General features: G+C 64.1%; 22 protein-coding genes. 12 read left to right on the forward strand and 10 right to left on the reverse strand.

The window, feature by feature from the left end; translation table 11 throughout:
* Window positions 1-64: 64 nt before the first annotated feature.
* The 5 genes from C4Q27_RS20235 to C4Q27_RS20255 are packed head-to-tail and all read left to right on the forward strand — an operon-like array spanning window position 65 to window position 5905.
* Window positions 65-1303: a 3-hydroxyacyl-CoA dehydrogenase gene (locus C4Q27_RS20235; RefSeq protein WP_104887270.1), complete on the forward strand. Its 1239-nt coding sequence runs from the start codon at window positions 65-67 to the stop codon at window positions 1301-1303.
* On the forward strand, window positions 1300-3075 hold the full coding sequence (locus tag C4Q27_RS20240) for an acyl-CoA dehydrogenase C-terminal domain-containing protein (protein WP_104887271.1): 1776 nt from the start codon (window positions 1300-1302) through the stop codon (window positions 3073-3075). Before C4Q27_RS20235 ends, C4Q27_RS20240 begins: the two co-directional genes overlap by 4 nt.
* Before the next feature lie 33 nt (window positions 3076-3108).
* Window positions 3109-4272, forward strand: coding sequence for an iron-containing alcohol dehydrogenase (locus C4Q27_RS20245; RefSeq protein WP_020192317.1), 1164 nt, complete (start codon window positions 3109-3111; stop codon window positions 4270-4272).
* A complete protein-coding gene (locus C4Q27_RS20250; protein ID WP_104887272.1) occupies window positions 4272-4724 on the forward strand; it encodes a thioesterase family protein in 453 nt (150 codons plus the stop codon). Before C4Q27_RS20245 ends, C4Q27_RS20250 begins: the two co-directional genes overlap by 1 nt.
* A complete protein-coding gene (locus C4Q27_RS20255; RefSeq protein WP_020192319.1) occupies window positions 4721-5905 on the forward strand; it encodes an acetyl-CoA C-acyltransferase in 1185 nt (394 codons plus the stop codon). The genes C4Q27_RS20250 and C4Q27_RS20255 overlap by 4 nt, the downstream gene beginning before the upstream one ends.
* A gap of 79 nt (window positions 5906-5984) precedes the next feature.
* Here C4Q27_RS20255 and mtlD read toward each other — a convergent pair whose 3' ends face one another.
* A complete protein-coding gene (gene mtlD / locus C4Q27_RS20260; protein ID WP_104887273.1) occupies window positions 5985-8108 on the reverse strand; it encodes a bifunctional mannitol-1-phosphate dehydrogenase/phosphatase in 2124 nt (707 codons plus the stop codon).
* Between the two features lie 396 nt (window positions 8109-8504).
* Between mtlD and C4Q27_RS20265 the strand changes: the two genes are divergently transcribed.
* A complete protein-coding gene (locus C4Q27_RS20265; RefSeq protein WP_020191613.1) occupies window positions 8505-8801 on the forward strand; it encodes a DUF3144 domain-containing protein in 297 nt (98 codons plus the stop codon).
* 19 nt (window positions 8802-8820) lie between these two features.
* Here C4Q27_RS20265 and C4Q27_RS20270 read toward each other — a convergent pair whose 3' ends face one another.
* On the reverse strand, window positions 8821-9714 hold the full coding sequence (locus C4Q27_RS20270; protein ID WP_003247268.1) for a LysR family transcriptional regulator: 894 nt from the start codon (window positions 9712-9714) through the stop codon (window positions 8821-8823).
* A 146-nt stretch (window positions 9715-9860) separates the two neighbouring features.
* Here C4Q27_RS20270 and C4Q27_RS20275 point away from each other — a divergent pair, with 146 nt between their 5' ends.
* The 4 genes from C4Q27_RS20275 (at window position 9861) to C4Q27_RS20290 (ending at window position 15055) form a co-directional block, all read left to right on the forward strand.
* Window positions 9861-10940, forward strand: a complete 1080-nt coding sequence (locus C4Q27_RS20275; RefSeq protein ID WP_020191614.1) for a 4-oxalomesaconate tautomerase — start codon at window positions 9861-9863, stop codon at window positions 10938-10940.
* 71 nt (window positions 10941-11011) lie between these two features.
* A complete protein-coding gene (locus C4Q27_RS20280) occupies window positions 11012-12319 on the forward strand; it encodes a dicarboxylate/amino acid:cation symporter (protein ID WP_104887876.1) in 1308 nt (435 codons plus the stop codon).
* A gap of 114 nt (window positions 12320-12433) precedes the next feature.
* Complete coding sequence (locus tag C4Q27_RS20285; RefSeq protein WP_104887274.1) at window positions 12434-13738, forward strand: CitMHS family transporter; 1305 nt, start codon at window positions 12434-12436, stop codon at window positions 13736-13738.
* 63 nt (window positions 13739-13801) lie between these two features.
* Window positions 13802-15055, forward strand: coding sequence for an OprD family porin (locus C4Q27_RS20290; protein WP_020193320.1), 1254 nt, complete (start codon window positions 13802-13804; stop codon window positions 15053-15055).
* 52 nt (window positions 15056-15107) lie between these two features.
* Here the strand turns inward: C4Q27_RS20290 and C4Q27_RS20295 are convergent, their stop codons facing one another.
* Entirely contained in the window at window positions 15108-15356 is a 249-nt protein-coding gene (locus tag C4Q27_RS20295; RefSeq protein ID WP_003247275.1) for a CsbD family protein, read from the reverse strand.
* 146 nt (window positions 15357-15502) lie between these two features.
* A complete protein-coding gene (gene soxR, locus C4Q27_RS20300) occupies window positions 15503-15958 on the reverse strand; it encodes a redox-sensitive transcriptional activator SoxR (RefSeq protein WP_003247276.1) in 456 nt (151 codons plus the stop codon).
* Window positions 15959-16042: 84 nt separating this feature from the next.
* Here soxR and C4Q27_RS20305 point away from each other — a divergent pair, with 84 nt between their 5' ends.
* Complete coding sequence (locus C4Q27_RS20305) at window positions 16043-17140, forward strand: efflux RND transporter periplasmic adaptor subunit (protein ID WP_104887275.1); 1098 nt, start codon at window positions 16043-16045, stop codon at window positions 17138-17140.
* Window positions 17137-20220, forward strand: coding sequence for a MexW/MexI family multidrug efflux RND transporter permease subunit (locus tag C4Q27_RS20310; RefSeq protein WP_104887276.1), 3084 nt, complete (start codon window positions 17137-17139; stop codon window positions 20218-20220). Before C4Q27_RS20305 ends, C4Q27_RS20310 begins: the two co-directional genes overlap by 4 nt.
* A 53-nt stretch (window positions 20221-20273) precedes the next feature.
* Here C4Q27_RS20310 and C4Q27_RS20315 read toward each other — a convergent pair whose 3' ends face one another.
* From C4Q27_RS20315 to C4Q27_RS20345, 6 genes are all read right to left on the reverse strand, one after another.
* Window positions 20274-21011: a GntR family transcriptional regulator gene (locus tag C4Q27_RS20315; protein ID WP_104887277.1), complete on the reverse strand. Its 738-nt coding sequence runs from the start codon at window positions 21009-21011 to the stop codon at window positions 20274-20276.
* A gap of 81 nt (window positions 21012-21092) precedes the next feature.
* Window positions 21093-22607 (reverse strand): DHA2 family efflux MFS transporter permease subunit, encoded by a 1515-nt coding sequence (locus C4Q27_RS20320; protein ID WP_014591831.1) that lies wholly within the window; start codon window positions 22605-22607, stop codon window positions 21093-21095.
* Entirely contained in the window at window positions 22597-23742 is a 1146-nt protein-coding gene (locus C4Q27_RS20325; protein ID WP_104887278.1) for an HlyD family secretion protein, read from the reverse strand. The genes C4Q27_RS20320 and C4Q27_RS20325 overlap by 11 nt, the downstream gene beginning before the upstream one ends.
* A gap of 206 nt (window positions 23743-23948) precedes the next feature.
* A complete protein-coding gene (locus C4Q27_RS20335) occupies window positions 23949-25367 on the reverse strand; it encodes an efflux transporter outer membrane subunit (protein ID WP_104887279.1) in 1419 nt (472 codons plus the stop codon).
* A gap of 103 nt (window positions 25368-25470) precedes the next feature.
* Entirely contained in the window at window positions 25471-26181 is a 711-nt protein-coding gene (locus C4Q27_RS20340) for a helix-turn-helix transcriptional regulator (RefSeq protein WP_064490996.1), read from the reverse strand.
* A gap of 169 nt (window positions 26182-26350) precedes the next feature.
* Complete coding sequence (locus tag C4Q27_RS20345) at window positions 26351-26737, reverse strand: cupin domain-containing protein (RefSeq protein WP_010953073.1); 387 nt, start codon at window positions 26735-26737, stop codon at window positions 26351-26353.
* Between the last annotated feature and the right edge of the window lie 4 nt (window positions 26738-26741).

A 26741-nucleotide genomic window follows, 5' to 3' on the forward strand; every position in this document is an offset into this window, starting at 1 on the left:
ATACCTTCGGCCTGCTTAGGGTGATCACAGTCCTCATACCTACAAGAAAGCAGGAGCGTTGCGCGTGAATACTCCCTTCCCGATCAATCAGGTGGCTGTGATAGGTGCAGGCACCATGGGCCGCGGCATCGTCATCAGCCTGGCCAACGCCGGGCTGTCGGTGCTGTGGCTGGACTGCAACGCGGCAGCGCTCGAAGCCGGGCTGGGCATGGTCAGCCAGGCCTGGGCCCAGCAGGTGGACAAGCAGCGCATCACCCCGGCCCAGGCCGACGCTTGCCTGGCGCGTGTGCAGGCAGTGGACGGCTATCCGGCGTTGGCGGAGGCCGACCTGGTGATTGAAGCGGTGTATGAAAACCTGGCGCTCAAGCAGGAAATCTTCCGTGCACTGGATGCACACCTCAAGCCACGTGCGATCCTGGCCAGCAACACCTCGGCGCTGGACATCGATGCGATTGCCGCCGTCACCCAGCGGCCGTCCCTGGTCCTGGGGCTGCACTTCTTCAGCCCTGCGCATGTCATGAAGCTGCTCGAAATCGTGCGTGGGACGCACACCGATCAGAAGGTGCTCGATGCCGCCAAAGCGCTGGGCGAGCGCATGGGCAAGGTGGCGATAGTGGCAGGCAACTGCCCTGGTTTCATTGGCAATCGCATGTTGCGCAGCTATGTGGGCGAAGCGCGCAAGTTGCTGCTTGAAGGGGCGTTGCCACATCAGGTGGATGCGGTACTGCAGCAGTTCGGCTTCGCCATGGGGCCGTTCCGCATGTACGACGTGGTGGGCATCGACCTGGAGTGGCGCGCCCGGCAGTTGGCCGGGCAAGGCATGCACGACCCGCTGGTGCAGGTCGATAATGCACTGTGCGAGCTCGGCCGCCTTGGGCAGAAGACCGGGCAGGGCTATTACCGCTATGCCCCCGGCAGCCGGCAGGCCGAGCATGACCCGCAGGTCGACGCGTTGGTGCTGCAGGTGTCTCAGAACCTTGGCTACCGACGTCGGGGCATCAGTGCCGAGGAAATCCTCGAACGGTGCCTGCTGGCACTGGTCAACGAAGGGGCGAAGGTTCTCCAGGAAGGTATCGCCGCCAGCAGCAGCGACATCGACCGGGTCTGGCTCCACGGCTATGGCTTCCCGGCTGCCACTGGCGGGCCCATGCGCTGGGCTGACGAGCAGGGGGCGCCGTTTATCCTGGCCCGGCTGGAATACCTGCAGGGCGTGCTTGGCGAGCATTGGCGCCCGGCAGGGCTGCTCTACTCACTCGTGGCCGGTGGCAAGCGTTTCGAACCGCGCGGGGAGGTTCAGGCATGAACTACCAGGCGCCCCTTCGCGACATGCGTTTCGTGCTGCATGAACTGTTCGACCTGAGCGGACATTGCCAGCAACTCGGTATCGAACTGGACCGCGACACCCTCGACGGCATCCTTGAGGAGGCCGCACGCTTCACTGGCCAAATCATCGCACCACTCAATCGCAACAGTGACGAACAGGGCTGCCAGTGGGTGGGCGGCGAGGTCACCACCCCGGACGGCATGCGGGACGCCTATCGGCAATACGTCGAACATGGCTGGGCCAGTATGACCGGGCCGCAGGCCTACGGTGGCCAGGGTTTGCCGCAGATGGCATCGGCCAGCTTCCATGAAATGCTGATGGCAGCGTCGTTGTCGTTCCGCATCTACTCCGGCCTGACCGAGGGCGCGGTCCTGGCGTTGCATCGCCATGGCAGCGAGCCACTCAAGCAGGCCTACCTGAGCCGGATGGTCAGTGGCGAGTGGGCCGGCACCATGTGCCTGACCGAGCCGCAGGCCGGCACCGACCTGGCGTTGCTGCGTACCCGCGCCCAGCCGGAAGCGGACGGCAGCTATCGCATTACCGGCAGCAAGATATTCATCAGTGGTGGCGAGCAGGACCTGACCGACAACATCGTTCATCTGGTACTCGCGCGCCTGCCTGATGCGCCGGCCGGTGTCAGGGGCATCAGCCTGTTCCTGGTGCCCAAGCTGTTGCCCGGTGGCGAGCGCAATGCGCTGGGCTGCGGGGCGCTGGAGCACAAGATGGGCATCAAGGGGGCATCGACCTGCGTGATGAACTTCGACGGTGCCCAGGGCTGGCTGGTGGGGGAGGCCAACCAGGGCCTGGCCTGCATGTTCACCATGATGAACGATGCCCGCTTCCAGGTCGGCCTGCAGGGGCTTGGTATTGCCGAGGCCGCTTTTCAGGGAGGGCTGGCCTATGCCCGGGAGCGTCTGCAGTCGCGCTCGCTTGCCGGGCCGGTGGCAGCGGAAAAGCCTGCCGATCCGATCATCGTCCATCCAGACGTGCGGCGCATGCTGCTGACCCAGAAGACCCTTACCGAGGGCTGTCGCATGCTGGGCATCTACACCGCTCGGCAACTGGACCTGGAGCATGCTGCGAAAAGTGCACCGGCGCGCCAGGCCGCAGCTCGGCGGGCGGCGTTGCTGATCCCTATCGTCAAGGCGTTCTTCACCGACGTCGGTCAGGAAGTCGCCAGTCTTGGGGTGCAGGTGTATGGCGGTCACGGCTACATCCGCGAGTGGGGCATGGAGCAGTTGATGCGCGATAGCCGCATCACCCAGCTTTATGAAGGCACCAACGGCATACAGGCCCTTGACCTGATACGCCGCAAGGTCCTGGGGGACGGCGGGGCCGAGCTCAATCTGCTGATCGACGAAATGGCGCTGCACGTCAGGGCTGCCAATGCGCTCGGCGGCCTGCAGGCCATGGCGACGGCCGTGGGGCAACGTTTGGAGGAGTGGCGCGCCTTGTCCGCCCACGTGGTCGAGGCCTGTGAACGTGACCCTCAGGAGTCAGGGGCAGTGTCGGTTGATTTCCTTGCCTACTCGGCCTACGTGCTGTTGGCGGCGATGTGGTTGCAAGCGGCTGTGCGCGCTCAGGCAACGCTTGCCGCCGGCAGCGCGGAAACAGCCTTCTACAGGGCCAAGCTTGACGCCGCAACGTTCTACTGGCGGCGGATCCTGCCCCGCGCCACTGCTCACCGCGAGGCCCTGCTGGGTGGCGCGGATTGCCTGATGGCGCTACCGGCGAGCGATTTCGCGTTCTAGCGCACGGCAAACCACACGAACAAGGAGAGTGCGATGCAGCCTTTCAGCTTTGCCACCACTGCGCAGATCCTCTGCGAACCCGGCGCGGTGCAGCGCCTTGCAGGTCTGTGCCGTGAGCGCGGTGCCAAGCGTGTATTGATCGTCAGTGACCCGGGTATCGCCCGCCTTGGCATGCTCGATGACCTGCTGCCGGGGTTCACGGCAGCCAAGGTCGGTGTGGCGATCTTCAGTGAGGTTACGGCCGACCCCAGCGAGGCATGCGTGCTGGCGGCCGCCCAGCGCGCCCGGCATATCGGCGCCGATCTGGTGGTGGGGTTCGGCGGCGGCAGCTCGATGGATGTGGCCAAGCTGGTTGCGCTGCTGGCCCACCGCGACTGTTCGCAGCCCATCGCCGAGCTGTACGGCATCGACAGGGCCAAGGGCCGCCGGCTGCCGTTGATCCAGGTGCCCACCACGGCAGGTACCGGTTCGGAGGTGACGCCGATCGCCATCGTCACCACCGGTGCCACCACCAAGATGGGCATTGTTTCGCCGCTGCTGTTGCCAGACCTGGCAGTGCTCGACGCCGTCTGCACCCTCGGCCTGCCATCGGCGGTGACTGCTGCTACCGGTATCGACGCCATGGTGCATGCCATCGAAGCCTATACCAGCCGCCTCAAACGTAACCCGCTATCCAGCCTGCTGGCCCGTGAGGCGCTGCGGCTGCTGGCGGATAACCTTGACCAGGCTGTGCACAATGGCGGCAACCTGCAGGCCCGCCAGGCCATGCTGCTGGGGGCTTGCCTGGCCGGCCAGGCCTTTGCCAATGCACCGGTGGCGGCGGTGCATGCCCTGGCCTATCCGCTGGGTGGGCACTTTCATGTTCCCCATGGCCTGGCCAACGCGCTGGTGCTGCCGCATGTGCTGCGCTTCAACCTGCCGGTGGCGGCAGTGGACTACGCCGAATTGGCCGTGCCGCTGTTGGGGGCCCGTTTGCAGCCCGGTGATCAGCGCCAGCAGGCAGAACAATTCGTGGCCGAGCTGGCCGCGCTGAGCAGCCGCTGCGGGTTACCTGACCGCCTGCGCGACGCCGATGTACCGCGTCATCGGCTTGGCCAGCTGGCCGAGGACGCGATGCAACAGCAGCGCCTTTTGGTCAATAACCCGCGTGAAGTCACCCAGGCCGATGCGCTGGCCATCTACGAGGCGGCCTACTGATGAGCTACCTCCGGCAACGTGAACACTATCGGCACTTCACGCCTATAACCACCCGGTGGCAGGACAACGATGTCTATGGCCATGTGAACAATGTGGTCTATTACAGCTTTTTCGACAGCGCCGTGAACCGCCTGCTGCTGCGGGAGGGCGGATTGGATATCGACCAGGGGAGGGTGATCGCGCTGGTGGTCAGCTCCGCCTGCGACTACCAGGCGCCGGTGGCCTTCCCGCATGACATCGAAGTGGGCCTTGCGGTGGGCCGGTTGGGCAACACCTCGGTGCACTATCAGTTGGCCGTGTTCCTTGCCGGTCAGCCATTGGCCTGCGCCACCGGCCGCTTCGTCCATGTATTCGTCGACCGCGAAGGGCGGCGTCCGGTGCCGGTACCTGAATGCCTGCGGCGCGTGTTGAGCGAACTGCAGCCCCAATCCCCTGAGGAAGATCCATCATGAAAGACGCCGTGATCGTCGCCACTGCTCGCACACCTATCGGCAAAGCCATGCGTGGTGCCTTCAACGACCTGAAAACCCCCAGCATGACGGCTGTCGCTATCCGCGCCGCGGTAGAGCGGGCCGGTATCGAACCGGCGCAGGTCGATGACCTGGTGCTGGGGACTGCCATGCAGAGCGGCACTGCGGCGATCAACCCGGGTCGGCTGTCGGCGCTGGCCGCCGGCCTGCCCCAATCGGTCAGCGGACAAACCGTCGACCGCCAGTGCGCTTCAGGCCTGATGGCCATTGCCACGGCGGCGAAGCAGATCATGGTTGATGGCATGCAGGTGACCATTGGCGCAGGCCAGGAGCAGATCAGCCTGGTGCAGCAGGTGCACAACCAGCTGGCCAGTGAGGCTTATGACCCCGCAGTGTTGCGCATGAGCGAGCACGCCTACATGCCGATGCTGCAAACGGCCGAACGGGTGGCCCGGCGTTATGGCATAAGCCGCGAAGCACAGGATGTCTACGCCCTGCAGTCTCAGCAGCGCACGGCGGCGGCGCAGGCGGCAGGGCTGTTCGCCGCTGAAATCGTGCCGGTGATCGCACGCAAGAAGGTGGTTGACAAGCTGACAGGTGTCGTCAGCCATGAAGAGGTGCGCTTGACCCAGGACGAAGGGAACCGGCCGGCGACGACCCTGGCCGATCTGCAGGGGCTCAAGCCCGTGGTCGAAGGCGGTTGTGTCACGGCCGGCAATGCCAGTCAGCTGTCCGATGGCGCCAGTGCCTGCGTGCTGATGGAGGGTGCGCTGGCGGCGCGCTCGGGCATCGCGGCCCTGGGGCTTTACCGCGGTATCGCCGTGGCTGGCCTGGCCCCCGAGGAAATGGGCATCGGCCCGGTATTGGCGGTGCCCAGGCTACTGCGCCAGCAGGGCCTGACGGTAGACGATATCGGGCTATGGGAGCTGAACGAGGCGTTTGCCTGCCAGGTGCTGTATTGCGCCCAGCAGTTGCAGATCGACCCGGCGAAACTGAACGTCAACGGCGGCGCCATTGCTATCGGCCACCCCTATGGCATGAGCGGCGCGCGGATGGTCGGCCATGCGCTGCTGGAGGGCAAGCGTCGTCAGGTGAAGTACGTGGTCGTGACGATGTGCGTGGGCGGCGGCATGGGCGCAGCGGGCTTGTTCGAGGTGCTTTAGGCCCGTACCCAGGGCCAGCCCATGGCGCTGACCGGGACGCAGGCGCAACCCGCGCCCACAGTGTCCCGGCCAGGGCTGGTTATGAGCCTACAGCAACCGCGTGGCGCGAAGCCGGCTGTGGCAATTGGCGGAAGCCTTCACGGATGGCAGCGATCAGTTCCGCTTCCTTGACGGGGCACAAGCCGGGGAACGGTTTTTTGGCATGGGTGAGCACGGCTTCGACGCTTGCCTGGTTATCGCGGTAAACCTGCCTGATTGCCTGGCTTTCCAGGTCCTTGCTGTTGCTGCAGTTCAGCGCATGGTGAATGGCGAGCCCGGCGCCAAACGCCAGGGCCGGGGTTGCAATACCGTGCTTGCGGGCCAGGTCGATGCTGCTGAGGATGCGTTCGTTGCGTTGCAGCTTGCGCAAGGGGTCGCGGCCTACCCGGGCGCAGGGGTCTTTGAACGAGGTTTTGCAGCGCTCGAGAAATGCCTCGGCAAAGCGGCTGACCACCTCGGCCATCTGTGGGTATTCGGCCACCAGTGCGGGCGCGACCTCCTGGCGAATCAGGCGCTCGGCCAGTTCACTCACCCGCGCATCGCCCATGCCCTGGCCGACCCAGGCATGGCCCAGCAGGCTGGCGTACCAGGCCACGATGGCATGCGGGCCGTTCCACAGGCGGTTCTTGATGATCTGGATCTGGGCGATGTCTGGCACTGTCTTCACCTGGCGCAGGCGTTCGAGCAGATCGCTGCCGCGTTCGGCGTAAAGCGGCATGTCAGCTTCGCTGTTGAACAGCACCAGATGCAGTTGGCTCATGGCGCTGCTGGGCTGTGCAAAGGGCCTGAAGTGGCCGATCAGCCGTTCGTACTCTGGTAGCGGCGTTGAAGGTTTGCGTGTGCTTGCGGGCTCGTCTTCCAGGCTGTTCTGGAACATCTGCGACTTGATGCGCAGCTGCCGTACCAGCGCGTCATTGCCCAGTTTGGACACGATGCGGCTGACCACCGTTTCGGCGAAATGGGTCTTCTGCAAAACCTGCTCGCTGATCGCAGGCGGGCACAGTAGCGACAGCTCGGCTTGCACATGACGCCGCACGAACGCCGCACCGCCAACCTTGTTCAGCACGATCAGCAGGGTCAGCTCCCGGCCTCGGCGCTCGAAGCGTTGCAGCAGGCCTTGGGCGATCACTTTGGCCTGGCTTCTGATGGCCTGCTCGGGCAGGCTCAGGCCGATGATTTCGGCAGTGGTGTACATGCCGATGACGGCGTCGTCGTCATCCATGTCGATCATGCGCACGTTGTCGATGGTCTGGTCGAACGACGTGGCACCGTAGCGCACGCTGTAGCGGCCGAAGGCGCTGACGCTTTCGCGCAGCATGCGCGAGCGGGTTGCGGCAATGATTTCACGCGGTCGGGTGTAGCCGTCCCAATGGGAAAATACCTGCGTCAGGTAACCGCCGCCGATGGCGCCGAAACCATGAATGCCCACGCTGAACTGGTTCATCGAGGCCGGGAACGGCTCGCTCAATGCAGGCATACCCAGGTCGGGTACGCACTCGCTCAGGTCGGCGAGAAATTCATGCATGCTGCGGTAGGCTTTGAGCGCGCCTGCCTTGATTTCCGGCGCAGGCGGCTTGATGTCCTCGATCAGGATCGCCTGCCCTTCGGCGCGCATCGCTGACAGCATGCCGTTTTCCGAGTCCTCGACCATGAAGCACTGGCCTGGCTCGCAATTGAGCGCGCGGGCGGCTTTCAGGAAAATCTCGGGGTGGGGTTTGCCTTGGCTGACTTCATCGCCACAAACGGTGATGTCGAAGTACTTCAGCACGTTGGCGTTGATCAGGTATTCCTCGGCGATGGCACGGCGGCTGGAGGTGGCCACCGCCATGGTCAGGCCCGACTTGCGCAGGCGCTCCAGCACCTCCAGCAGGCCGGCCTTGATCGGTACGCCGTGATTGCGCACATACTCCAGTTCAAGTTCATCCGCGCGTTGGCGGATTTGTGCGTACGGGAAGTCTTCGCCGTTATGCGCCTTGGCGAGGGCTTCGGCCTTCTTTGCGCTCAGGCCCAGCGAGCCAATCAGGGTCTGCTCGCTCAGCGCTTTGCCGAAGATTTCCAGAGAAGCTTGCTTGAGTGTCTTGAAGCGCAGGCGCTCGGTGTCGAAGAGGGTGCCATCCATATCGAAGATGGCGCTGAAAATCTGTTTACCGTGAAAGAAAAGCATTGGCTGTTGCCCCTTGTCGTTGCGTCAGGCACTCCGCCTACAACAGGCGAGTACGGTGTGTGAGCTGCAGAGGAGGCAGTCAGGTCGGGGGCACACGTTCGACAGGGGGACGCTCAGGAGTGACGCAGAGGTAAGGCGGGGCGGAGCGGGGCGTGCAGAGGAGGTTGGCAACCGTTGAGGCGAGGCGGGTGGCGCGTTTGGCCTTGAGGTCACGCCCACTGGCTGCAGTCGGTTTCGCAGGCAGTGGGCGCAAATAGCGATGGATACGTGTGATTCCAGGCATGAGGTGCTTTGCTTCCTTTTCGTCATGGGTGATCCTTTTTCAGCCTTGCACGTATGCGCCGCGACATGCAAGGCTTGGCCTCCCGCTCGCATTGCGCAACAAGGTGAACCCCAATGACCCAAGCTACCGACCAGGCCTTTTACGATCGCGCCGATGCGCACATCGAACTGGCGAACCAGCAGATCGAAAAGTTCGAGGACCTGGGCAAGGTAAGCGCCTCGCTGACCTTCGGTGCCGCGCGCTTCAGCGCCTGGATGAGCGCCCGCAGCTTCAAGAGCGGCGCGGAGCTGGGTGCGGCACGGGAAGAGATTCTGAAGTACTTCTGTGATCAGTACCGGATGATGCTCGAGGACAACCTCGATGAGCATGTCGAGCATTTTGACCGGTACATGCTGGGCAAGAACGACTAAGCCAGGTGCGCCGCTTCCCTCAGCGATTTGGCCATTTCTGCAGCAGGATCGAAACGAATTTCTCCGCAGCCGGCGACAGCGATGCGCCGCGCCGGTACACCAGCCCTAGCGTGCGGGTGACTTGCGGCTCGATCAACGGCACGCTCACCAGCGTGGGGTGGTCGGCATTGGGCATGGCCAGGCTGGGCATGGCCGACACACCCAGCCCGGCCTCGACCATGCCCAGTGACGTGGACAGGTGTTGCACTTCGTAGAACCACTTGGGCCGCAGGTTGAGCCCGGACAACGCATGGTCCAGCAGCATGCGGTTGCCACTCAGGCGGCCGACGCCGATCAGGCGGTAATCAGCCAGCTCTGTCCAGGTAACGGAGGCGCGATTCGCCAGTGGGTGGTCACGCCGGCAGGCCAGTACAAAGTGCTCCTGCACCAGCGAGACAAACTCGATGTCCGGGTGCTGGCCGCTCATCATGTTGATGCCGAAGTCGGCCTCGCCGCGCAGTACGGCTTCGAGCCCGTCGTTGGCGCTAAGGTCCAGCAGGCGAATGCGGATTTTCGGGTATTGCTCGTTGTAATCGCGAATCACCGACGGCAGGAAGTAGAACGCTGCGGTAGGGATGCAGGCGAGGGTAACCTGACCGGTCTGGCGCTCGGCCAGTTCGCGGATGCTGAGGATCGAGTCTTCAAAATCATCCAGCAGGCGCCTGGCCTTGGGCAGGAAGTCGCGGCCCACGCTGGTCAGGCTGACCCGGCGAGTGGTGCGTTCCAGTAGCGAGGTGCCCAGGCCTTCCTCCAGTTTCTTGATCCGCCGGCTCAGGGCCGGTTGGGACAGGTGAAGCGCTTCGGCGGCCTCATGAAAACTGCCAAGTTCGGCGATTTTCACGAAAGATCTGATGTCTTGCAGCTCATATTCCATAAGAAACCTTCGACTGGCCTGGCGCTATATTGATGTTTGAATCGCAATAATAGCTACGATATTTGCATTGGATTGATTTATCCATCCCTGTCACTCTTTTGCTCACAGCATCAATGATGTCCATTGATCAACAAGAGTGCGAAATCATGCAACGAATTCCTTGCGTACTCATGCGCGGCGGTACCTCCAAAGGGCCGTTCTTCCACGCCTGGGACCTGCCTGCCAATGTGGTCGAGCGCGACGAGTTGCTGATCAACCTCATGGGCTCTGGCCATGAGCTGGAAATCGACGGCATCGGTGGCGGCAGCCCGCAGACCAGCAAGGTGGCGATCATCAGCCCGTCACTGCACGCCGACGCCGACGTCGACTACCTGTTCGTGCAGGTCATGGTCGCACAGCGCCGGGTCGATACCGCCCCCAACTGCGGCAACATGCTGTGTGCGGTTGGGCCGTTCGCCATCGAACAGGGGTTGGTAAAAGGCCAGGAAGGCAAGACCTTGGTGCGCATTCGCAACCTCAACACCGGCACCTTCGTCAATTCGCTGGTCGAAACGCCCGGCGGTATCGTGCGCTACGAAGGCCGCACGGCGATCGATGGGGTACCGGGCACTGCCGCCCCGGTGCACCTGACCTTCCTCGACGCGGTCGGCAGCAAGACCGGCAAGCTGTTCCCCACGGGCAAGGCCCAGGACGTGATTGATGGCGTGCCGGTGACCTGCATCGACATGGCCATGCCGATGATGGTGGTAGAGGCCAGCCAGCTGGGGGTCAGCGGCTCGGAAACCCCTGCTCAGCTAGACGCCAACAGCGCGCTGCTCGAACGCCTGGAAGCGTTGCGGCTGAAGGCCGGAAAGGCCATGGGCCTGGGCGATGTCAGTGGCATGGTCATCCCCAAGCCAGTGCTGGTGTCCAAGCCGCGCTACGACGGCACGCTGCAGGTTCGCTATTTCATGCCACACAACTGCCATCGTGCCTTGGCGATCACTGGAGCCGTGGGGCTGGCGACTGCCTGCGTCAGCCCTGGCACCGTGATTGCCGACCTGTTGGGCGAAGGCGCGCAGCAACTGGCCGAGGTCCGCCTGGAGCACCCAAGTGGCGGCATCGATGTTGCGCTGACGCGCAGCGGTGCCGATGGCCAGACCATCCAGGCTTCGGTGGTGCGAACCGCCCGGCGGCTCTTCTCAGGGTTCGTCTACGCCCCTACATTCCGCAGGTTGGCCGGGTAGTTCCAGGCACCGATCCAGACCTGCACATTCGTAACAAGCGCATCCGCACAATTTCAACAATGGGTGATGCCATGAGACTCGCCAAATCGCTGTATTTCCAGATTCTCTGCGCCGTCCTGCTGGGCGTGGTGGTCGGACACTTCTGGGCGCAACAGGCCGTGGCCCTCAAGCCGCTGGGTGATGCGTTCATCAAGCTGATCAAGATGATGATCGCGCCGGTGGTGTTCTGCACCATCGTCACCGGCATCGCCGGCATGACCGACAAGCGTTCCCTGGGCCGCTTGATGAGCAAGACCCTGCTGCTGTTCCTGGGTCTGACGGTGGTCAGCCTGGTGATCGGACTGGCGGCGGTCTATCTGTTCAAGCCAGGTGCCGGCATGAACATCGATCCTGCCACCTTGAGCACGGCGGGCCTGAGCCAGTACACCGCGTCGGCTGCCAAGCTGAGCGTGGTGGACTTCTTCATGCACATCATCCCGGACACCTTCATCGGTGCCTTCAACAAGGGTGAGGTCTTGCCGGTCCTGTTCATCGCCGTACTCAGCGGTTTCGCCCTCTCGTCGATGGGCGAAAAGGGCAAGCCGGTACTGGACGTGCTGGAGTCGGCCTCGACCATGGTGTTTCGCATCTTCGGCTACCTGATGCGCTTTGCCCCGGTCGGCGCTTTCGGCGCACTGGCATTCACCGTGGGCCAGTACGGGATTACGTCCCTTGGTGCGCTGGCCAAGCTGGTGGGGACGTTGTACATCGCCTGCGCCTTCTTCGTGCTGGTGGTGCTCGGTGGCATCTGCCGCGCCCATGGCTTCAGCCTGTGGAAGTTGCTGCGCTATTTCCGCGAAGAGTTCCTCGTGGTGCTGGGTACTTCCTCAACCGAGCCGGTGCTGCCGCGCATGCTCGAGAAACTCGAGAAGCTTGGGTGCAAGAAAGGCGTAGTTGGCCTGGTGCTGCCCACTGGCTACTCGTTCAACCTGGACGGTACTGCCATCTATCTGTCGTTGGCAGCCGTGTTCATCGCGCAGGCTTGCAACATCGACCTGAGCCTGGGCCAGGTGGTCACTATGCTGGCGATCATGCTGCTGTCCTCCAAGGGTGCGGCAGGTGTCACCGGCAGCGGTTTCGTGGCCTTGGCCTCGACCCTTACCGTGATCCACGACATTCCCCTGGCCGGCCTGGCCCTGTTGATCGGGGTCGACCGCTTCATGTCGGAAGCCCGTGCGCTGACGAGTCTTGCCAGCAACGCAGTGGCTACGGTGGTAGTTTCGCTGTCGGAAAACGCCTGTGACCGCCAGACGCTGCACAGCCGCCTGAATGGCGAGCCGGTGGTCAGCCCCGTCGCTGAAACAGCCGGCTGGGTCGCCGAACCACACCGCCACGGCTGAGCCTCGACACCCTCAAGCTTTTTGCAGGCCCCCACCAGGCGTTGCCGGGTGGGGGTCAGGGGGCCGTCTGCGCTGCAGGTGGCCACGTAGACAATAAAAACAAGAGAACAAACCATGCTCGCACTTCTGGGCCTGATCATGGTGGTGACCTTCACCTACCTGATCATGAGTAAACGCCTGTCCCCGATCGTCGCGCTGACCATCGTGCCGATTGTTTTCGCCCTTGTTGGCGGTTTCGCGCCAGACCTGGGCAAGATGATGCTCGATGGGCTGAAAATGGTCGCACCGTCTGCCGCGCTGCTGCTGTTCGCCATCCTGTTTTTCGGCCTGATGATCGACGCCGGCCTGTTCGACCCGCTGATCCGCAAGATTCTCAAGCGGGTGAATGGCGACCCGATAAAGATCGCCATCGGCACCGCCTTGCTATCGCTGCTGGTGGCGCTGGACGGTGACGGCACCACGACCTACATGATTACCTGCGCCGCCATGCTGCCGCTGTACAAGCGCATCGGCATGAACCCGATGATCCTGGCGACCGTATCGATGCTGTCATTGAGCATCATGAGCGGCATGAGCCCGTGGGGTGGTCCCGCCACCCGTGCCATTGCAGCGCTCGGCCTGGATGCGACCGAATACTTCATTCCGATGTTGCCCACCGTCATCGGTGGGGCGGCATGGGTCGTGTTCACCGCCTACCTGCTGGGCCGTGCCGAGCGCCGGCGTATCGGCAATATTGCCCTGGAGTCCGGTGGCGGCAACTGCTACATCAAGGAAATCCTCGGCGACAATCCGCACAAGCGCCCGCGCCTTGCCTATGTGAACCTGGTGCTGGTGATCGCCGTGATGACCGCGCTGGTGCTGGGGCTGATGCACGCGGCCATCCTGTTCATGATCGGTTTCGTCGCCGCACTGATGATCAACTACCCGCAGCTGGACCTGCAGAAAGAGCGCATTCTCGCCCATTCGGGCAACGCCATGACCGTGGTGCTGCTGGTGTTCGCCGCGGGCATCTTTGCCGGTATTTTCTCGGGTACCAAGATGGTCGATGCATTGGCCCAGACGCTGGTGGACTGGATTCCGGAAGCGTGGAGCCACTGGTTCCCGCTGGTGGTGGCGCTGACCAGCATGCCGCTGACCTTCGTGCTGTCCAACGACGCGTACTACTTCGGCGTTGTGCCGATCCTGGCCAATGCCGCGGCCGCGTACGGCATCGACCCGGTGGAAATCGCCCGCGCCTCGGTGCTTGGCCAGCCGGTTCACCTGATGAGCCCGCTGGTGGCCTCGACCCTGCTGCTGGTGGGCATGGTCGACCGCGATATCGGTGATTTCCAGAAAGCCACCTTCAAGTGGGCCGTGCTCACTTCTCTGGTGATCACTGCGCTGGCACTGCTGACGGGCGCCTTGTCCTTCATGGTTTGAAGCACCCAGGGCGCCGCTCGGCGCCCCGCTGACTCACCCAAGAACAACAACAGAGTAACCATCATGTCCCGATTTCTTTTCCGTGGGGCCACTTGTGGCCTGCTGTGCGGCTGGCTGCCTGTGGCCGGTGCCGCCGGTTTCATCGAAGACAGCAAGCTCAAGCTGCAGTTGCGCAACGTGTACTTCAACGAGAATTTCCGTGACGAGCAGGGTATGAGCGCCCGCGCCGCCGCCACTGCCAAAAGCGAGCGGGTGGAATGGGCTCAAGGCTTTCTGCTCGATTACCAGTCCGGGTTCACCCAAGGCACCCTCGGCCTGGGTCTCGACGCCTTGGGCCTGGTCGGCTTCAAGCTCGACTCCGGCCGTGGGCGCAGCGGCACCGGGTTGCTGCCAGTGCATGACGATGGCCGCGCGGCCGACGAATTCGCCAGCGCCGGTATCACGGCCAAGGCCCGCCTGGGCAGCACCGTGGTCAAGCATGGCACCTTGCTGCCCAAGACGCCGGTACTGGTGTACAACGATGCACGCCTGCTGCCGCAGACTTACCAGGGAACCCAGCTGACCAGCACCGACATCGACAACCTCACCCTTACCGCCGGCCACCTGGATCGCTTCAAACAGCGCGACTCATCCGATAGCACCGGGTTGTACCTGGACGGGTATGGCGGCCCAGCGTCTGGCGACTTCAGCTTCGCCGGTGCTGACTACGCCGTCAGCAAGCAACTGCGCCTGAGTTATTTCCATGGCGAGCTCGAGCATTTCTACCGCCAGGACTTCGCCGGGCTGGTGCACGATCTGCCGCTGGGCGGCGGTGTGCTGACCACCGACCTGCGTTACTTCAAAAGCCGCGACAGCGGTACGGCGTATGGCGGTGGCATCGACAACGACATGTTCAGCGGCCAACTGTCGTACGCCCACTCCGGGCATACCGTCGGCGCAGGTTACCAGGTGCTCGACGGTGAAGCGGGGCTGCCGTATATCAGTGGGGCAACGGTCTATTCGTTCAGCAACGTCGGCATCGGCAAGTTCATCGAGGAAGAAGAGAAGACCTGGATGGCCAGCTATGCCTACAACTTCGCTGCCGCCGGGGTACCGGGGCTGACCTTCATGACGCGCTACCTGAGTGGCGACAATGGCCGTTCAGGTAGCGAGGGCATCAAAGAATGGGAGCGTGACGCCGAGATTGCCTACGTGGTGCAGGGCGGGCCGCTGAAAGGGCTGGGCGTAAAGCTGCGAAACTACGTGTATCGATCAGATTTCGCCCGCGGCCGAGACAGCAATCGCCTTTACCTGACCTACGATATCGCCATCTGGTGATGGCGCAGGCCGGACAAGATATCCGGCCCTGAACCGCCTGAGGCGCCGTGGTTCAGCGGCGCAGGAGGCGAGAGACCACCAGTGTGACGGCGGCGGTGATGGCCAGTGCGGCGAAGGGCTTTTCCTTGACGAACGAGGACACCGTGTCCAGGGTGTCGCCGTAGGTCTTGGTCACCTGGCCTGCGGCCTGACGCGCATCGCCTTCGGCTTCCAGCGCCGGGTCTTCGACCAGGCGACCTACGGCGCTTTGCGCCTTGCCAGCCAGGTCTTCTGCTACACCTTCGATCTGTTCGCGTTTCATGATGGCTTAGTTCCTTCCTGTGAGCGGCTTTGGGTTAACAGCACAGGGTTAGGGCGGTGAATCGTCGCAATGGTTCAAAGCGACTGTTTGTCACCTGCAGGTCATGCGCGCCGGCATAGAGTCGCACCTGGCATGAGCGCGCGAGGTTAGCGCGCCTTCTTTTCGAGGATCCGCGCCCCGGTCCCTTCCTTGCCCAGCACATCCTCGGGGTTGCGCAGCGGGCAGTCCTCCAGCGACAGGCAACCGCAGCCAATGCAGTTGTCGAGGCTGTCGCGCAGTGCTTCCAGTGTGCGAATGCGGGCATTCAGGTCTTCGCGCCAGGCCGTGGACATCTCGCTCCATTGTGCTGCTGTGAGCTTGCTGTTGGGGGCATAACGGCTGAAGGCCTGTTTGATTTCCTCAAGCGGAATTCCCGTGCGCTGGGCTACCTTGATGATCGCCAGGGTACGCAGCACCAGCGAGGGATAGCGGCGCTGGTTGCCTGCCGTGCGGACGCTGGCGATCAGCCCCTTGGTTTCGTAGAAGTGCAGCGCAGATACCGCCACGCCGCTGCGCTTGGCCACTTCACCCACTGTGAGCATCCGTGTGTTGTCCGCTGCCATGCCTGTTGACCTCAAGTAAAGTTGAGCTCTTATAGTCCTGCCCGATCTTCCCTGCAACCGCTTTCCCTGTGATCGGAGCTGTGCATGAACAAACGGACGTTACTGGCCTGGGCCGGCGCTGTTGCCGGTGCGCTGGCCGCTGCCTATGCGCTGGTGGGAAGCGGCTCGGCGCCGCCCGCTGCGGCGGTGTGGCCGGCGACCAAGGTGGCGCTTGCCACGGCCGAGCAGGTACAACTGGCGCGGCAGCGCTTTGCTTCGGGGGAGTTGGAGGCGGTCAACCAGGTGCAGGTGGCGGCCGAGATGGCAGGGCGTATTACCCGCATCGCCTTCGAATCGGGTCAGACAGTAGCAGCCGGGCAGTTGCTGGTGCAGCTCAACGACGCGCCCGAGCAGGCCCTGCGCGTGCAGTTGCAGGCCAGGTTGCGTAACGCTGACGTGGTGCTGCAGCGCAGCCGCAAACTGCGCGCGATGAATGCCGTGTCGCAAGAGCTGCTGGACAACGCCGCCACTGCCGTGGACGTGGCCCGTGGTGAGCTGCAGCATGTCGAGGCGCTGATCGCGCAGAAGGCCATTCGCGCACCGTTTGCCGGCAAGCTCGGCATCCGCCGTGTGCATCAGGGCCAGTACCTGGGCGCTGGCGAGACCATCGTCAGCCTGGCCGACATCAGCCAGTTGCATGTGAACTTCGCCTTGGGCGAGCAGGCCGCCCCCGAAGTGCACGCCGGGCAAGTGCTGGCACTGACGGTGGACGCGGTGCGTGGGCAAGACTTCCAGGCGCGGGTGGTGGCGGTCGACCCGGTGGTCAGCAAAGCACGCCTTGTGCAGGTACAGGCGGCCTTGCCGAACCCGCAAGGGCAGTTGCAGCCGGGTATGTACGCCGGCGTGCGGCTGGATGCCGCGCAGCCGTCGACCGTGCTGGCCGTGCCGGAAACCGCGATCACCTACACCGCCTACGGGCAGACGGTGTTTGTCGCGACCCAGGACCCGCAGCATGGCACCCGGGTGAGCCGGGTGCAGGTAACCACCGGTGAGCGCTGGCAGGGGCGGGTGGAAATCACCTCCGGCCTGACGCCCGGTGACCGTGTGGTGGTTTCCGGCCAGCTGAAACTGAGTGATGGCATGCCGGTCGAGCCAGTGGCGCAGGACAGCCTGCAGGCCAGCCAGGGAGGGCGGCAGTCGTGAGGTTTACCGACGTCTTCGTGCGCCGCCCGGTGCTGGCGCTGGTGGTCAGCAGCCTGATCATCCTGATGGGGCTGTTTGCCATGGGCAAGTTGCCGATCCGCCAGTACCCGTTGCTGGAAAGCTCGACCATTACCATCAGCACCGAGTACCCCGGTGCCTCCGCCGAGTTGATGCAGGGTTTCGTGACGCAGCCGATCACCCAGGCGGTGTCGTCGGTCGAGGGCATCGACTACCTGTCCTCGTCGTCGCAGCAGGGGCGCAGCCTGATCACCTTGCGCATGGTGCTCAACCGCGATTCGACCCAGGCGCTGGCCGAAACCATGGCCAAGGTCAACCAGGTGCGCTATCGCCTGCCGGAAAAAGCCTACGACCCGGTGGTGGAGCTGTCGGCAGGCGACTCCACTGCCGTGGCCTATGTGGGGTTTGCCAGCGACAGCCTGTCGATACCGGAACTGAGCGATTACCTGTCGCGGGTGGTGGAACCGCAGTTCTCCGGTATCGACGGCGTGGCCAAGGTGCAGTCGTTCGGCGGGCAGCGCCTGGCCATGCGCCTGTGGCTGGACAGTGAACAGATGGCCGGGCGCGGGGTGACGGCGGCGGACGTGGCGCAGGCGGTACGTGCCAACAACTACCAGGCAACGCCGGGCCAGGTGCGCGGGCAGTACGTGCTGGCCGATATCCAGGTGGACACCGACCTGACCCGGGTCGAAGACTTCCGTGAGCTGATCATCCGCAACGATGGCACCGACCTGGTGCGCCTGCGCGATATCGGCACTGTCGAGCTGAGTGCGGCGGCCACGCAGACCAGCGCCACCATGGACGGCAAACCTGCCGTGCACCTGGGGCTGTTCCCTACGCCCAGCGGCAACCCTCTGGTGATCGTCGAGGGTATTCGCCAACTGCTGCCACAGATCCAGCAGACCTTGCCGCCTGGCGTGAACGTGGCGCTGGCCTATGAAACCGCACGCTTCATCGATGCGTCGATCCATGAAGTGCTGCGCACCTTGGTGGAGGCGATGCTGATCGTGGTGTTGGTGATCTGGCTGTGCCTGGGTTCGCTGCGCAGCGTGCTGATCGCGGTGGTGGCCATTCCGCTGTCGATGCTGGGGGCCGCGGGCCTGATGTTGATGTTCGGTTTCAGCCTCAACCTGCTGACCTTGCTGGCGATGGTGCTGGCCATCGGCCTGGTGGTGGACGATGCCATTGTGGTGGTGGAAAACGTGCACCGGCATATCGAGGAGGGCAAGTCGCCGGTCGCGGCAGCATTGACCGGGGCGCGGGAAATTGCCGGGCCGGTGATCGCCATGACCCTGACCCTGGCGGCGGTGTATGCGCCCATTGGCTTGATGGGCGGACTGACCGGCACGCTGTTCCGTGAGTTTGCCTTGACCCTGGCGGGGGCGGTGATCGTGTCCGGCATTGTGGCGCTGACCTTGTCGCCGGTGATGAGCTCGCTGTTGCTGCAACCCGGTCGGCAGCATGGCGCAATGGCCGCTATCGCCGATCGGTTGTTTGGTACGCTGAGCGGGGCCTATGGACGGGTGCTGGCCTACACACTGGCACACCGCTGGATCAGTGGCGGCGTGGCGTTGCTGGTGTGTCTGAGCCTGCCCTGGCTGTACCTGCTGCCACAGCGCGAGCTGGCGCCGCCCGAGGACCAGGCGGCGGTGCTGACCGCCATCAAGTCGCCGCAGCATGCCAGCCTCGAATACGCAGAACGCTTTGCGCTGAAGCTCGACCAGGTGATGAAGTCCATTGCCGAAACCACCGACACCTGGATCATCAACGGCACCGACGGCCCGGCCGCCAGTTTCGGTGGCATCAACCTCAGCGCCTGGCAGGCGCGCGAGCGTTCCGCCGCACAGGTGCAGGCGCAGTTGCAGCAGGCCGTTGCGGATATCGAGGGCAGCAGCATCTTCGCCTTCCAGGTCGCGTCGCTGCCGGGCTCCAGCGGTGGCCTGCCGGTGCAGATGGTGCTGCGCAGCGCCCAGGATTACCCCGAGCTGTTCCAGACCATGGAAGTGCTCAAGCAACGCGCCCGCGACAGCGGCCTGTTCGCCGTGGTGGACAGCGACCTCGACTACAACAACCCGGTGGTCAAGGTACGCGTGGACCGGGCCAAGGCGGCGAGCCTGGGCATCAGCATGCAGGCCATTGGTGAGTCGCTGGGCGTACTGGTGGGCGAGCAGTACCTCAACCGCTTCGCCCTGTTCGGGCGTTCTTATGACGTGATCCCGCAGAGTATCCAGGACCAACGCCTGACGCCTGCGGCGCTGAGCCGCCAGTATGTGCGCGCCGAGGATGGCAGCCTGGTGCCGCTGGCCACGTTGGTGCGCCTGGATATCGAAGTGGCACCCAACCGCCTGTTGCAGTTCGATCAGCAGAACGCCAGTACCCTGCAGGCGATCCCGGCCCCGGGTGTATCGATGGGCAACGCCGTGGCATTTCTGGAACAGCTCACCGCCGAGCTGCCACCGGGCTTCAGCCACGACTGGCAATCGGAATCGCGCCAGTATGTGCAGGAGGGCTTTGCCTTGATGTGGGCATTTCTCGCCGCCCTGGTGGTGATCTACCTGGTGCTGGCGGCGCAGTACGAAAGCCTGGTCGACCCCCTGATCATTCTGGTGACCGTGCCGCTGTCGATCTGCGGTGCGCTGCTGCCGCTGGCGCTGGGCTGGGCCACGCTGAACATCTACACGCAGATTGGCCTGGTGACGCTGATCGGCCTGATCAGCAAGCATGGCATCCTGATGGTGGCGTTCGCCAACGAGATCCAGGTGCGCGACAACCTCGATCGTGCCGCCGCCATTGTTCGCGCGGCGCAAATACGCTTGCGGCCAGTGCTGATGACCACGGCGGCGATGACGTTTGGCGTGCTGCCACTGCTGTTCGCCAGCGGCGCCGGCGCCAACAGCCGTTTCGGGTTGGGGGTAGTGATTGTGTGCGGGATGCTGGTGGGGACCTTGTTCACTTTGTTCGTGCTACCGACGATCTACGCCTGGCTGGCACGCGATCACCGGGTGAGCACGGCGCGGGCGAGGCAGTTGGTCGAAGCTGAAAGGCAACTGGGGGCGCTTTAGGGGCAACGGTCTGTTCATTGGCTGAAAGTTGCACCATCCCTGTACGAGCGGGTTCAGGCGGGGGAGCGGTCGCGGCGCATCTGGGTGACCAAGGTAAAGCGGTCATCCGGGTGCACGGTCTCGGAAACCGCCATCAAATCACCATTTTCCTCGCGGTAGTGGCGGATGATCTTCAGCCCCGGCGAGCCCGCCTCGGCCTTCAGCACCTGGGCCATTTCCGCTGTCAGCAACACCGCGCGCACCTGCTGGTCGACCACTGCGATTGCCCGGCCATAGTGCTGTTCGATCAAGCCGGCAATCAGCTGGTCAGGGTGCTCGCGGGCCAGCTCGATGACCGCGGTGTAGTCGCGCTGTGCATACACGTCGGTCCAGCACAGCGGCGCGCCATCGTGCTGCCGGTCGACGCGGATGCTCGACACGCAGAAGTAATGCTCCCCCGGCACCAGCCCCAGCCTCGCCGCCTCGCTCAGGTCGGCGACAAAGTGGCGCACGCCCTGGATTTCCCGCTGCTGGGTGTCTGCCAGGTGCGCCAGCTCAGCCACGCTGGCCAACGACTGCGAATAGCCGCCGCGTGGGCTGCTGGCCTCCACCCGGGTGCCCACGCGCTTGCGCCGCGACACCAGCCCTTGGGTGAGCAACTGGTCGATAGCGGCACGCACCGTGTGCCGGCTCACATTGTAAAGGTCGCACAGCTCGAACTCGGTCGGCAGCAGGCTGCCCACCGGGTAGCGGCCGCTGGCAATCGCTTGCATCAAGTCCTTTGCCACGGTGGAGTAGCGCGTTGGGTTCATACCTTTGCTCGGGCTCGCCAGTTTCATCGGTTGACAGTGTAACAGCGGCCGAATGCCGAACGCTCCGGCCGCCCACAGAGGTCAATGCTGCTGCCTGGCCCGGAGCAGCAGCGCTGCCAGGGCACACCCGACCAATGCCAGGCACGCCAGGTAGAACGCATCACTGTAGGCCATCAGGTAAGCCTCTCGCCGAATGGTCGCCGCCAACGCTTCCAGCATTTGCTGCTGATGCGGCAGCCAGCTTTGCACCGTCTGGTTGATGCGCGCCTGCACGCTTGGCTCGAACAGCGTCACCTGCTCGTGAATGCGCTCACTGTGAAAGCGTTCACGGGTCGCCACGAGTTGCGTCAACCCGGCCGTGCCGATGGCGCCACCCAGGTTGCGCAACATCGAGAACACCGCCGAGGCTGAGCCGGCTTCACGCTTGTCCAGCCCGGCCACCGCCAGCACCGATAACGCAACCATGATGAAAGGCTGGCCAATACCACGCACCACCGTGGACGGGATGATCACGTTGTCGGCACTGTCGGCGCTCAGGCTAGCCCCCAGCCAGCAGCCCAGCGCCATGATCAAAAAGCCGCTGGCGACCATGAACTTGGCACTGGTCCAGCCCATCAGCCGGGGCATCAACGGCGCCAGCAGCAACTGCACCACGCCATAGGCGATCAGCGCCACGCCCACGTCGTGCGCGCTGAACCCCTGCAACTGCGAGAGGTAGTTGGGCACCAGGAACACCAGGCCGAACGTGGCAGCGCCAAAGATGAACATCGCCACGCTGGCAACGCCGAAGTTGTAGTGCCCCAGCAAGCGCAGGTTGATGAACGCGCGCTGGCCGAACAGCTGGGTCACCACGAACACCACCAACGCAATGGCGGCGACCACGCTCATGCCGACGATGAGCGGCGAGCCGAACCAGTCCAGCCGGCCGCCTTCTTCCAGCACGATCTGCAAGCCGCCCAGGCCGATCACCATGGCCGCGATACCCAGCCAATCACCTTTGCGTAACAGTTCGAGCTTCATCGGCTTGGCCTCGATCGACCAGGCGATGGCCAACAGCAGCGCAATGCCGGGGAAAAGTTGCAGATAGAAGATCCAGCGCCACGAATAGGCATCGGTCAGCCAGCCGCCAATCGACGGCCCAGCGGCCTGCGCCACGCTGTTGGCCAGGCTGAACAGTGCCATGCCCATGGCCATCTTGCTGGCCGGCAGTTCGGTGATGATCAGCTGGAACGACAGGGGAATCAGCACCGCGCCCGCAGCCCCCTGGATCACCCGGATTACAATCATCGCCTCCAGGTTGGGCGCCCATGAGCAGGCCACCGAGGCGATCAGAAAGATGAGCGAGCCGGTCCACATGACCCGGCGCAGCGAGAACACGTCCACCAACCAGGCCGTCAGCGGAATCATCACGATTTCCGCCACCAGGTAGGCGGTGGAGATCCATGAGCCTTCCTCGAAGCTGGCACCCAGCGAGCCGCGGATTTCCGGCAGTGCGGCGCTGGTGACATGCACGTTCATGCCCGCCATGAAGCAGCCGAACAGGCCGCCAAGCACCGCTACCCAGGCACGCAGCGAGACCGTTTGCTCAGTGCGCATCGGCAACCTCTGCGGGGCGTGTGTCGACTGTACTGACCACCGACATGCCGGGCAGTACCTGCGGGCCATCCAGCGGTTTGTCGAGCAGAATGCGCACCGGGAAACGCTGGACGATCTTGGTGAAGTTGCCGGTGGCGTTGTCCGACGGCAGCAAGGCGAAGACATTGCCCGAGGCTGGCGAAAAACTGGCCACATGGCCATGCAGTGGCTGGCTGGCGAAGCTGTCGACACGTATTTCTACCGGTTGCCCGGGGCGCATGCGGGCCAGTTGGGTTTCCTTGTAGTTGGCCACCACATAGGCTTGCTGCAGGGGCACCACAGCCAGCAGCGGCTGGCCCGGCACCACGTACTGGCCGGTGCGCACGCGGCGCTGGCCGACCACGCCAGTGATCGGCGCGCGGATCACGGTGTCCTGTTCGTCCTGCTCGGCGAGCTGCTGGTGGGCCTGGGCGCGTGCCAGGGCCGCTGCCCGTTGTTGCAGTTCGGCCTCGGCCTGGGCTGACCGGGCCTTGGCCATGGCCAGTTGTGAGCGTTGCTGGCGCAGCGCGGCCTGGGCACCTTGCAGCGCGGCTTGTGCCTGGCTGGCATGGGCACTGGCAGTTTCCAGGCGCTGCACGGTCGCTGCGTCGTCACGCACCAGGCCACGGTAGCGTTGGACATCCAGTTCACTGCGACGCTGTTCGGCGGTGGCGCTGCGCACGACGGCCTCGGCCTGCAGGATGGCTTGCTGTTGCTGGTCGATGCGCTCGGTCGCTACCTGTTGGCTGGCCTGGGCGGCGGCCAGTGCCGCCTGTGCCTCGGTCACACCAGCCCGGGCCTGGTCGAGGCGGGCGCGGTAGTCGCGGTTTTGCAGGCGCACCAGCACATCGCCGGCTTTCACCGGCTGGTCGTCAGCCACCTCGACCTCGGCTACGTAACCCGCCACGCGTGGGCTCAGGGCCACCCAGTCGGCGCGGACATAGGCATCGTCGGTGGTTTCCAGATAGCGGCCGGTGCTGAACCAGTAGCTGGTGAAGGCCAGCAGGGTGATTGCGGCCAGGCTGCCGCTGGCGATGACTGCCAGGCGGCGACGGGTTTTAGCGCTCGGCCGCTGTTCAGTTTCGGCGGGTGAGGGTTTGTCTACGGCAACATTCATGGTTGGTTTCCAATCTCGAATTGGGCCTGCTGGCTGTCGGTTGTGGGAGCCACTGTCTTGCTCAATTTCTAAAAGCTGGCGCGATCCGTGTGGGAGCGGGCTTGCCCGCGAACACGGGCGAAGCCCGTGCCATCCACCGCGGTGTATTCTTCGCGGGTAACCCCGCTCCTACAGTGGGCGGTGCTCGCTGCTGGTCTTGCTTCTCGCTACCACCGCCCGCCCAGCGCGCGGAACAGGTTTACCTGCGCTTGCGCCAGGCGCCCTCGGGCTTCTGTGTGGTTGGCCCGCAGGCTGATCATTTCGCGCTCGCTGTCGAGCAGGGCCAGCCCGTCTACGGTGCCGGCACGGTAGTTACCCTGGGCTAGGGCAAAGCTGTGCTGGCTGTGCGCCAGGGCTGCGTCCAGCGCCTGCAACCGTTGTCGCTCGCCGTCGTAGCGGGCCAGTGCCTGGCGCACGTCTTTCAGCGCGCTCAGCGCTACGCCGCGGTAACGGGCGACCTGCGCCCGCTGCAATGCCTCGGCCTTGCTCACCCGTGCGCGGTTGGCTTTCAGGTTGGGAAATTCCCAGCGGATCAGCGGGCCAATGCCGAACATCACCGCGCGGCTGGCGCCGAGGTTGGCAAGGTGATGGTCCGAAGACGTCAACGAAGCGCCGAAGCTGACCTTTGGGTAAAGGTCGGCCCGCACGATGTCGGTCTCCAGGGTGGCCGCCTGCAGTTCCCGTTCGGCCTGGCGCACATCTGGCCGGCGTTCGAGCAAATGCCAGCCATCGCCAGCCGGCAGCGGCACCGACAGCGTGGGGATGGCTACGCAGGTCGTGGGTTCGTCCACCGAGGCCTGGCCACTGAGCATGCTCAGTTCGTAAAGCGCCATCTGCCGCCGGGCTGAGAGCATCGGCAGTTGCGCACGCACCTGTTCCCGCAAGCCCAACAGGCGCTCGCTGTCGAGGGCAGTGGCCACACCGGCCTGGCGCTGGCGCTGGCTAAGTTGCACGCTGTGGTCGAGGGTTTGCAAGGCCTGCTTCGCTGCCTCCAGGCGAGCCGCGTAGGTGCACTGGTCGATGTAGGCGCGGGTGGTCTGGGCGACGACCTGCAGGCGTACCAGGTCTAGTGCCGCAGCGCTGGCTTCGGCTTGCACCCTGGCACGTTGGATGGCGGCGCGTACCTGGCCCCAGATATCCACCTGATAGGCCAGTTCGATGCCCGGGTTGAATTGCCATTGCGACGGCGCGTTGCTGTCGGTCGCCTCGGCCAGCGTCTGGTCATCGGCGCTTCTTCCATAGGTAGCGGCAACGCCCATCGCGGTAGACGGCCAGCGCCTGGCGTCGAACTCGCCGATGCCGGCCAGCATGGCCTGCACGTTGGCCTCGGCCTGTGCCAGGCCTTGGTTGTGCGCCAGGGCTTGCTGTACCCAGCGGTTGAGTTGGGGGTCTTGATACAGTGCCCACCAGCGTTCGGGCAGGGGCTGTTTGCTGACGCTGGCCGGCATGTTCGCCAGCGGGTCTGCCAGCAGCGCTAGAGGTGGTTCGGCAGGCGTGGGTTGGTGGCCGCACGCCGCGAGTGCAGCAAGCATGCCGAGGGCTGTGGCAAGCCGGGCAGGGCCGGGAAATGAGTGCAGTAAGGGCATCACGATTGTCGCTCAAGGGTCGTGATACGAGGTTAACGAGGGTTGCATGGGCGTCGCTGTCGCAAGCGGGACAACCCTGCGCGCAAGCGGGACAACCTGAGGCTCAGTACTCGCGCGCGGTACCGTTTTGCCAATCACTCGGCGCATGGCCGAGGATGCGCTTGAACATGGCAGTAAAGGCGCTGGCGCTCTGGTAGCCGTGCTCCAGCGCAACGTTCAGGATCGGCTTGCCATTGGCCAGGCACTGCTGGCTGAGCATCACCCGGGCACGGGCGCGCCATTGGCCATACGACATGCCCACCTCGCGCTGGAACAGCCTGGCCACACTGCGGGCACTCATGTTCAGTTGTGCGCCGCATTGCTCCAGGGTCAGGTCCTGGGCCGGGTCCTGCAGGAAGCGCTCGCACCAGGCACGCAGGCGTGCGTGCTGCGGCGTCGGGACAAAGGCATCGATGCGCCGGGCGGCGGCGAGCTCGTACAGGATCAGCGCCCGAGCATGCGCGCCGTCGCGCAGGTTCAGCACCCGTGACGCCGCCAGGATCAGTTCGCGCAGCAGGCCGGACACGACGATGACCTGGCAGCGTTCGATGTGGGCATCGAGCAGCAAGGTGCGCATGCAGACCACACCTTCCATGCGGATGGCATGGCTGACCCCGGCGGGCATCCACAAGGCATGCCCGCCGGGGATCACCCAGCTGCCGCCTTCGCTGCTGACCCGCATCACGCCGCTGGCGGCGTAGATCAGCTGGTCTTCGGCGTGGCAGTGGCTGGCCACTTCATCGCCGTGTCCGTAGTCCCTTTCCAGTGCTTGCATGCAGGCCATCCTCGTTATTGGATCCAATTATATCGAGGCGACCCTGTGCCGGGTTGCGAAGTGTGGGCTACGAGCGAATTGCCATGATTAGAAATGGCTGTAAGGCGATTTTTTATGGTTAATTATTGCTGTGAAGTCAGCGACTACAGCTTGAAAGTTGTGAGTGTTGTTAAATCCAGACATCGCTCTCTGCTGTGCGGTTACCCCCTTCATGACCGGTATTCAGAATGCCCCGCGGTTCGATCATCATCAGTTTCGCTTCGCCTTGCGCAGCGGTCCGGTGCTCGACGCCGCGGGGCACAACATAGAGTTCCCCGGGGTTCACATGCACGCAGCCATCCGGCAGGTCGATACGCAGGGTGCCTTCCAGCACCAGGAATGCTTCGTCGGTCTCCGGGTGCGCGTGCCAGATGAATTCGCCTTCGATGCGCACGACCTTGAACTGGTAATCGTTCATCTCGGCAACGACCCTGGGGCTCCATTGCTGTTCGATAAGCGCTGCCTTGTGGACCAGGTTCACTGGCAGGGAGGGATGTGGGTGACGGGACTCAGGCATGACA

Origin of the sequence: Pseudomonas sp. SWI36 (assembly GCF_002948105.1) — a bacterium.
In the GTDB taxonomy this organism is placed as follows: domain Bacteria; phylum Pseudomonadota; class Gammaproteobacteria; order Pseudomonadales; family Pseudomonadaceae; genus Aquipseudomonas; species Aquipseudomonas alloputida.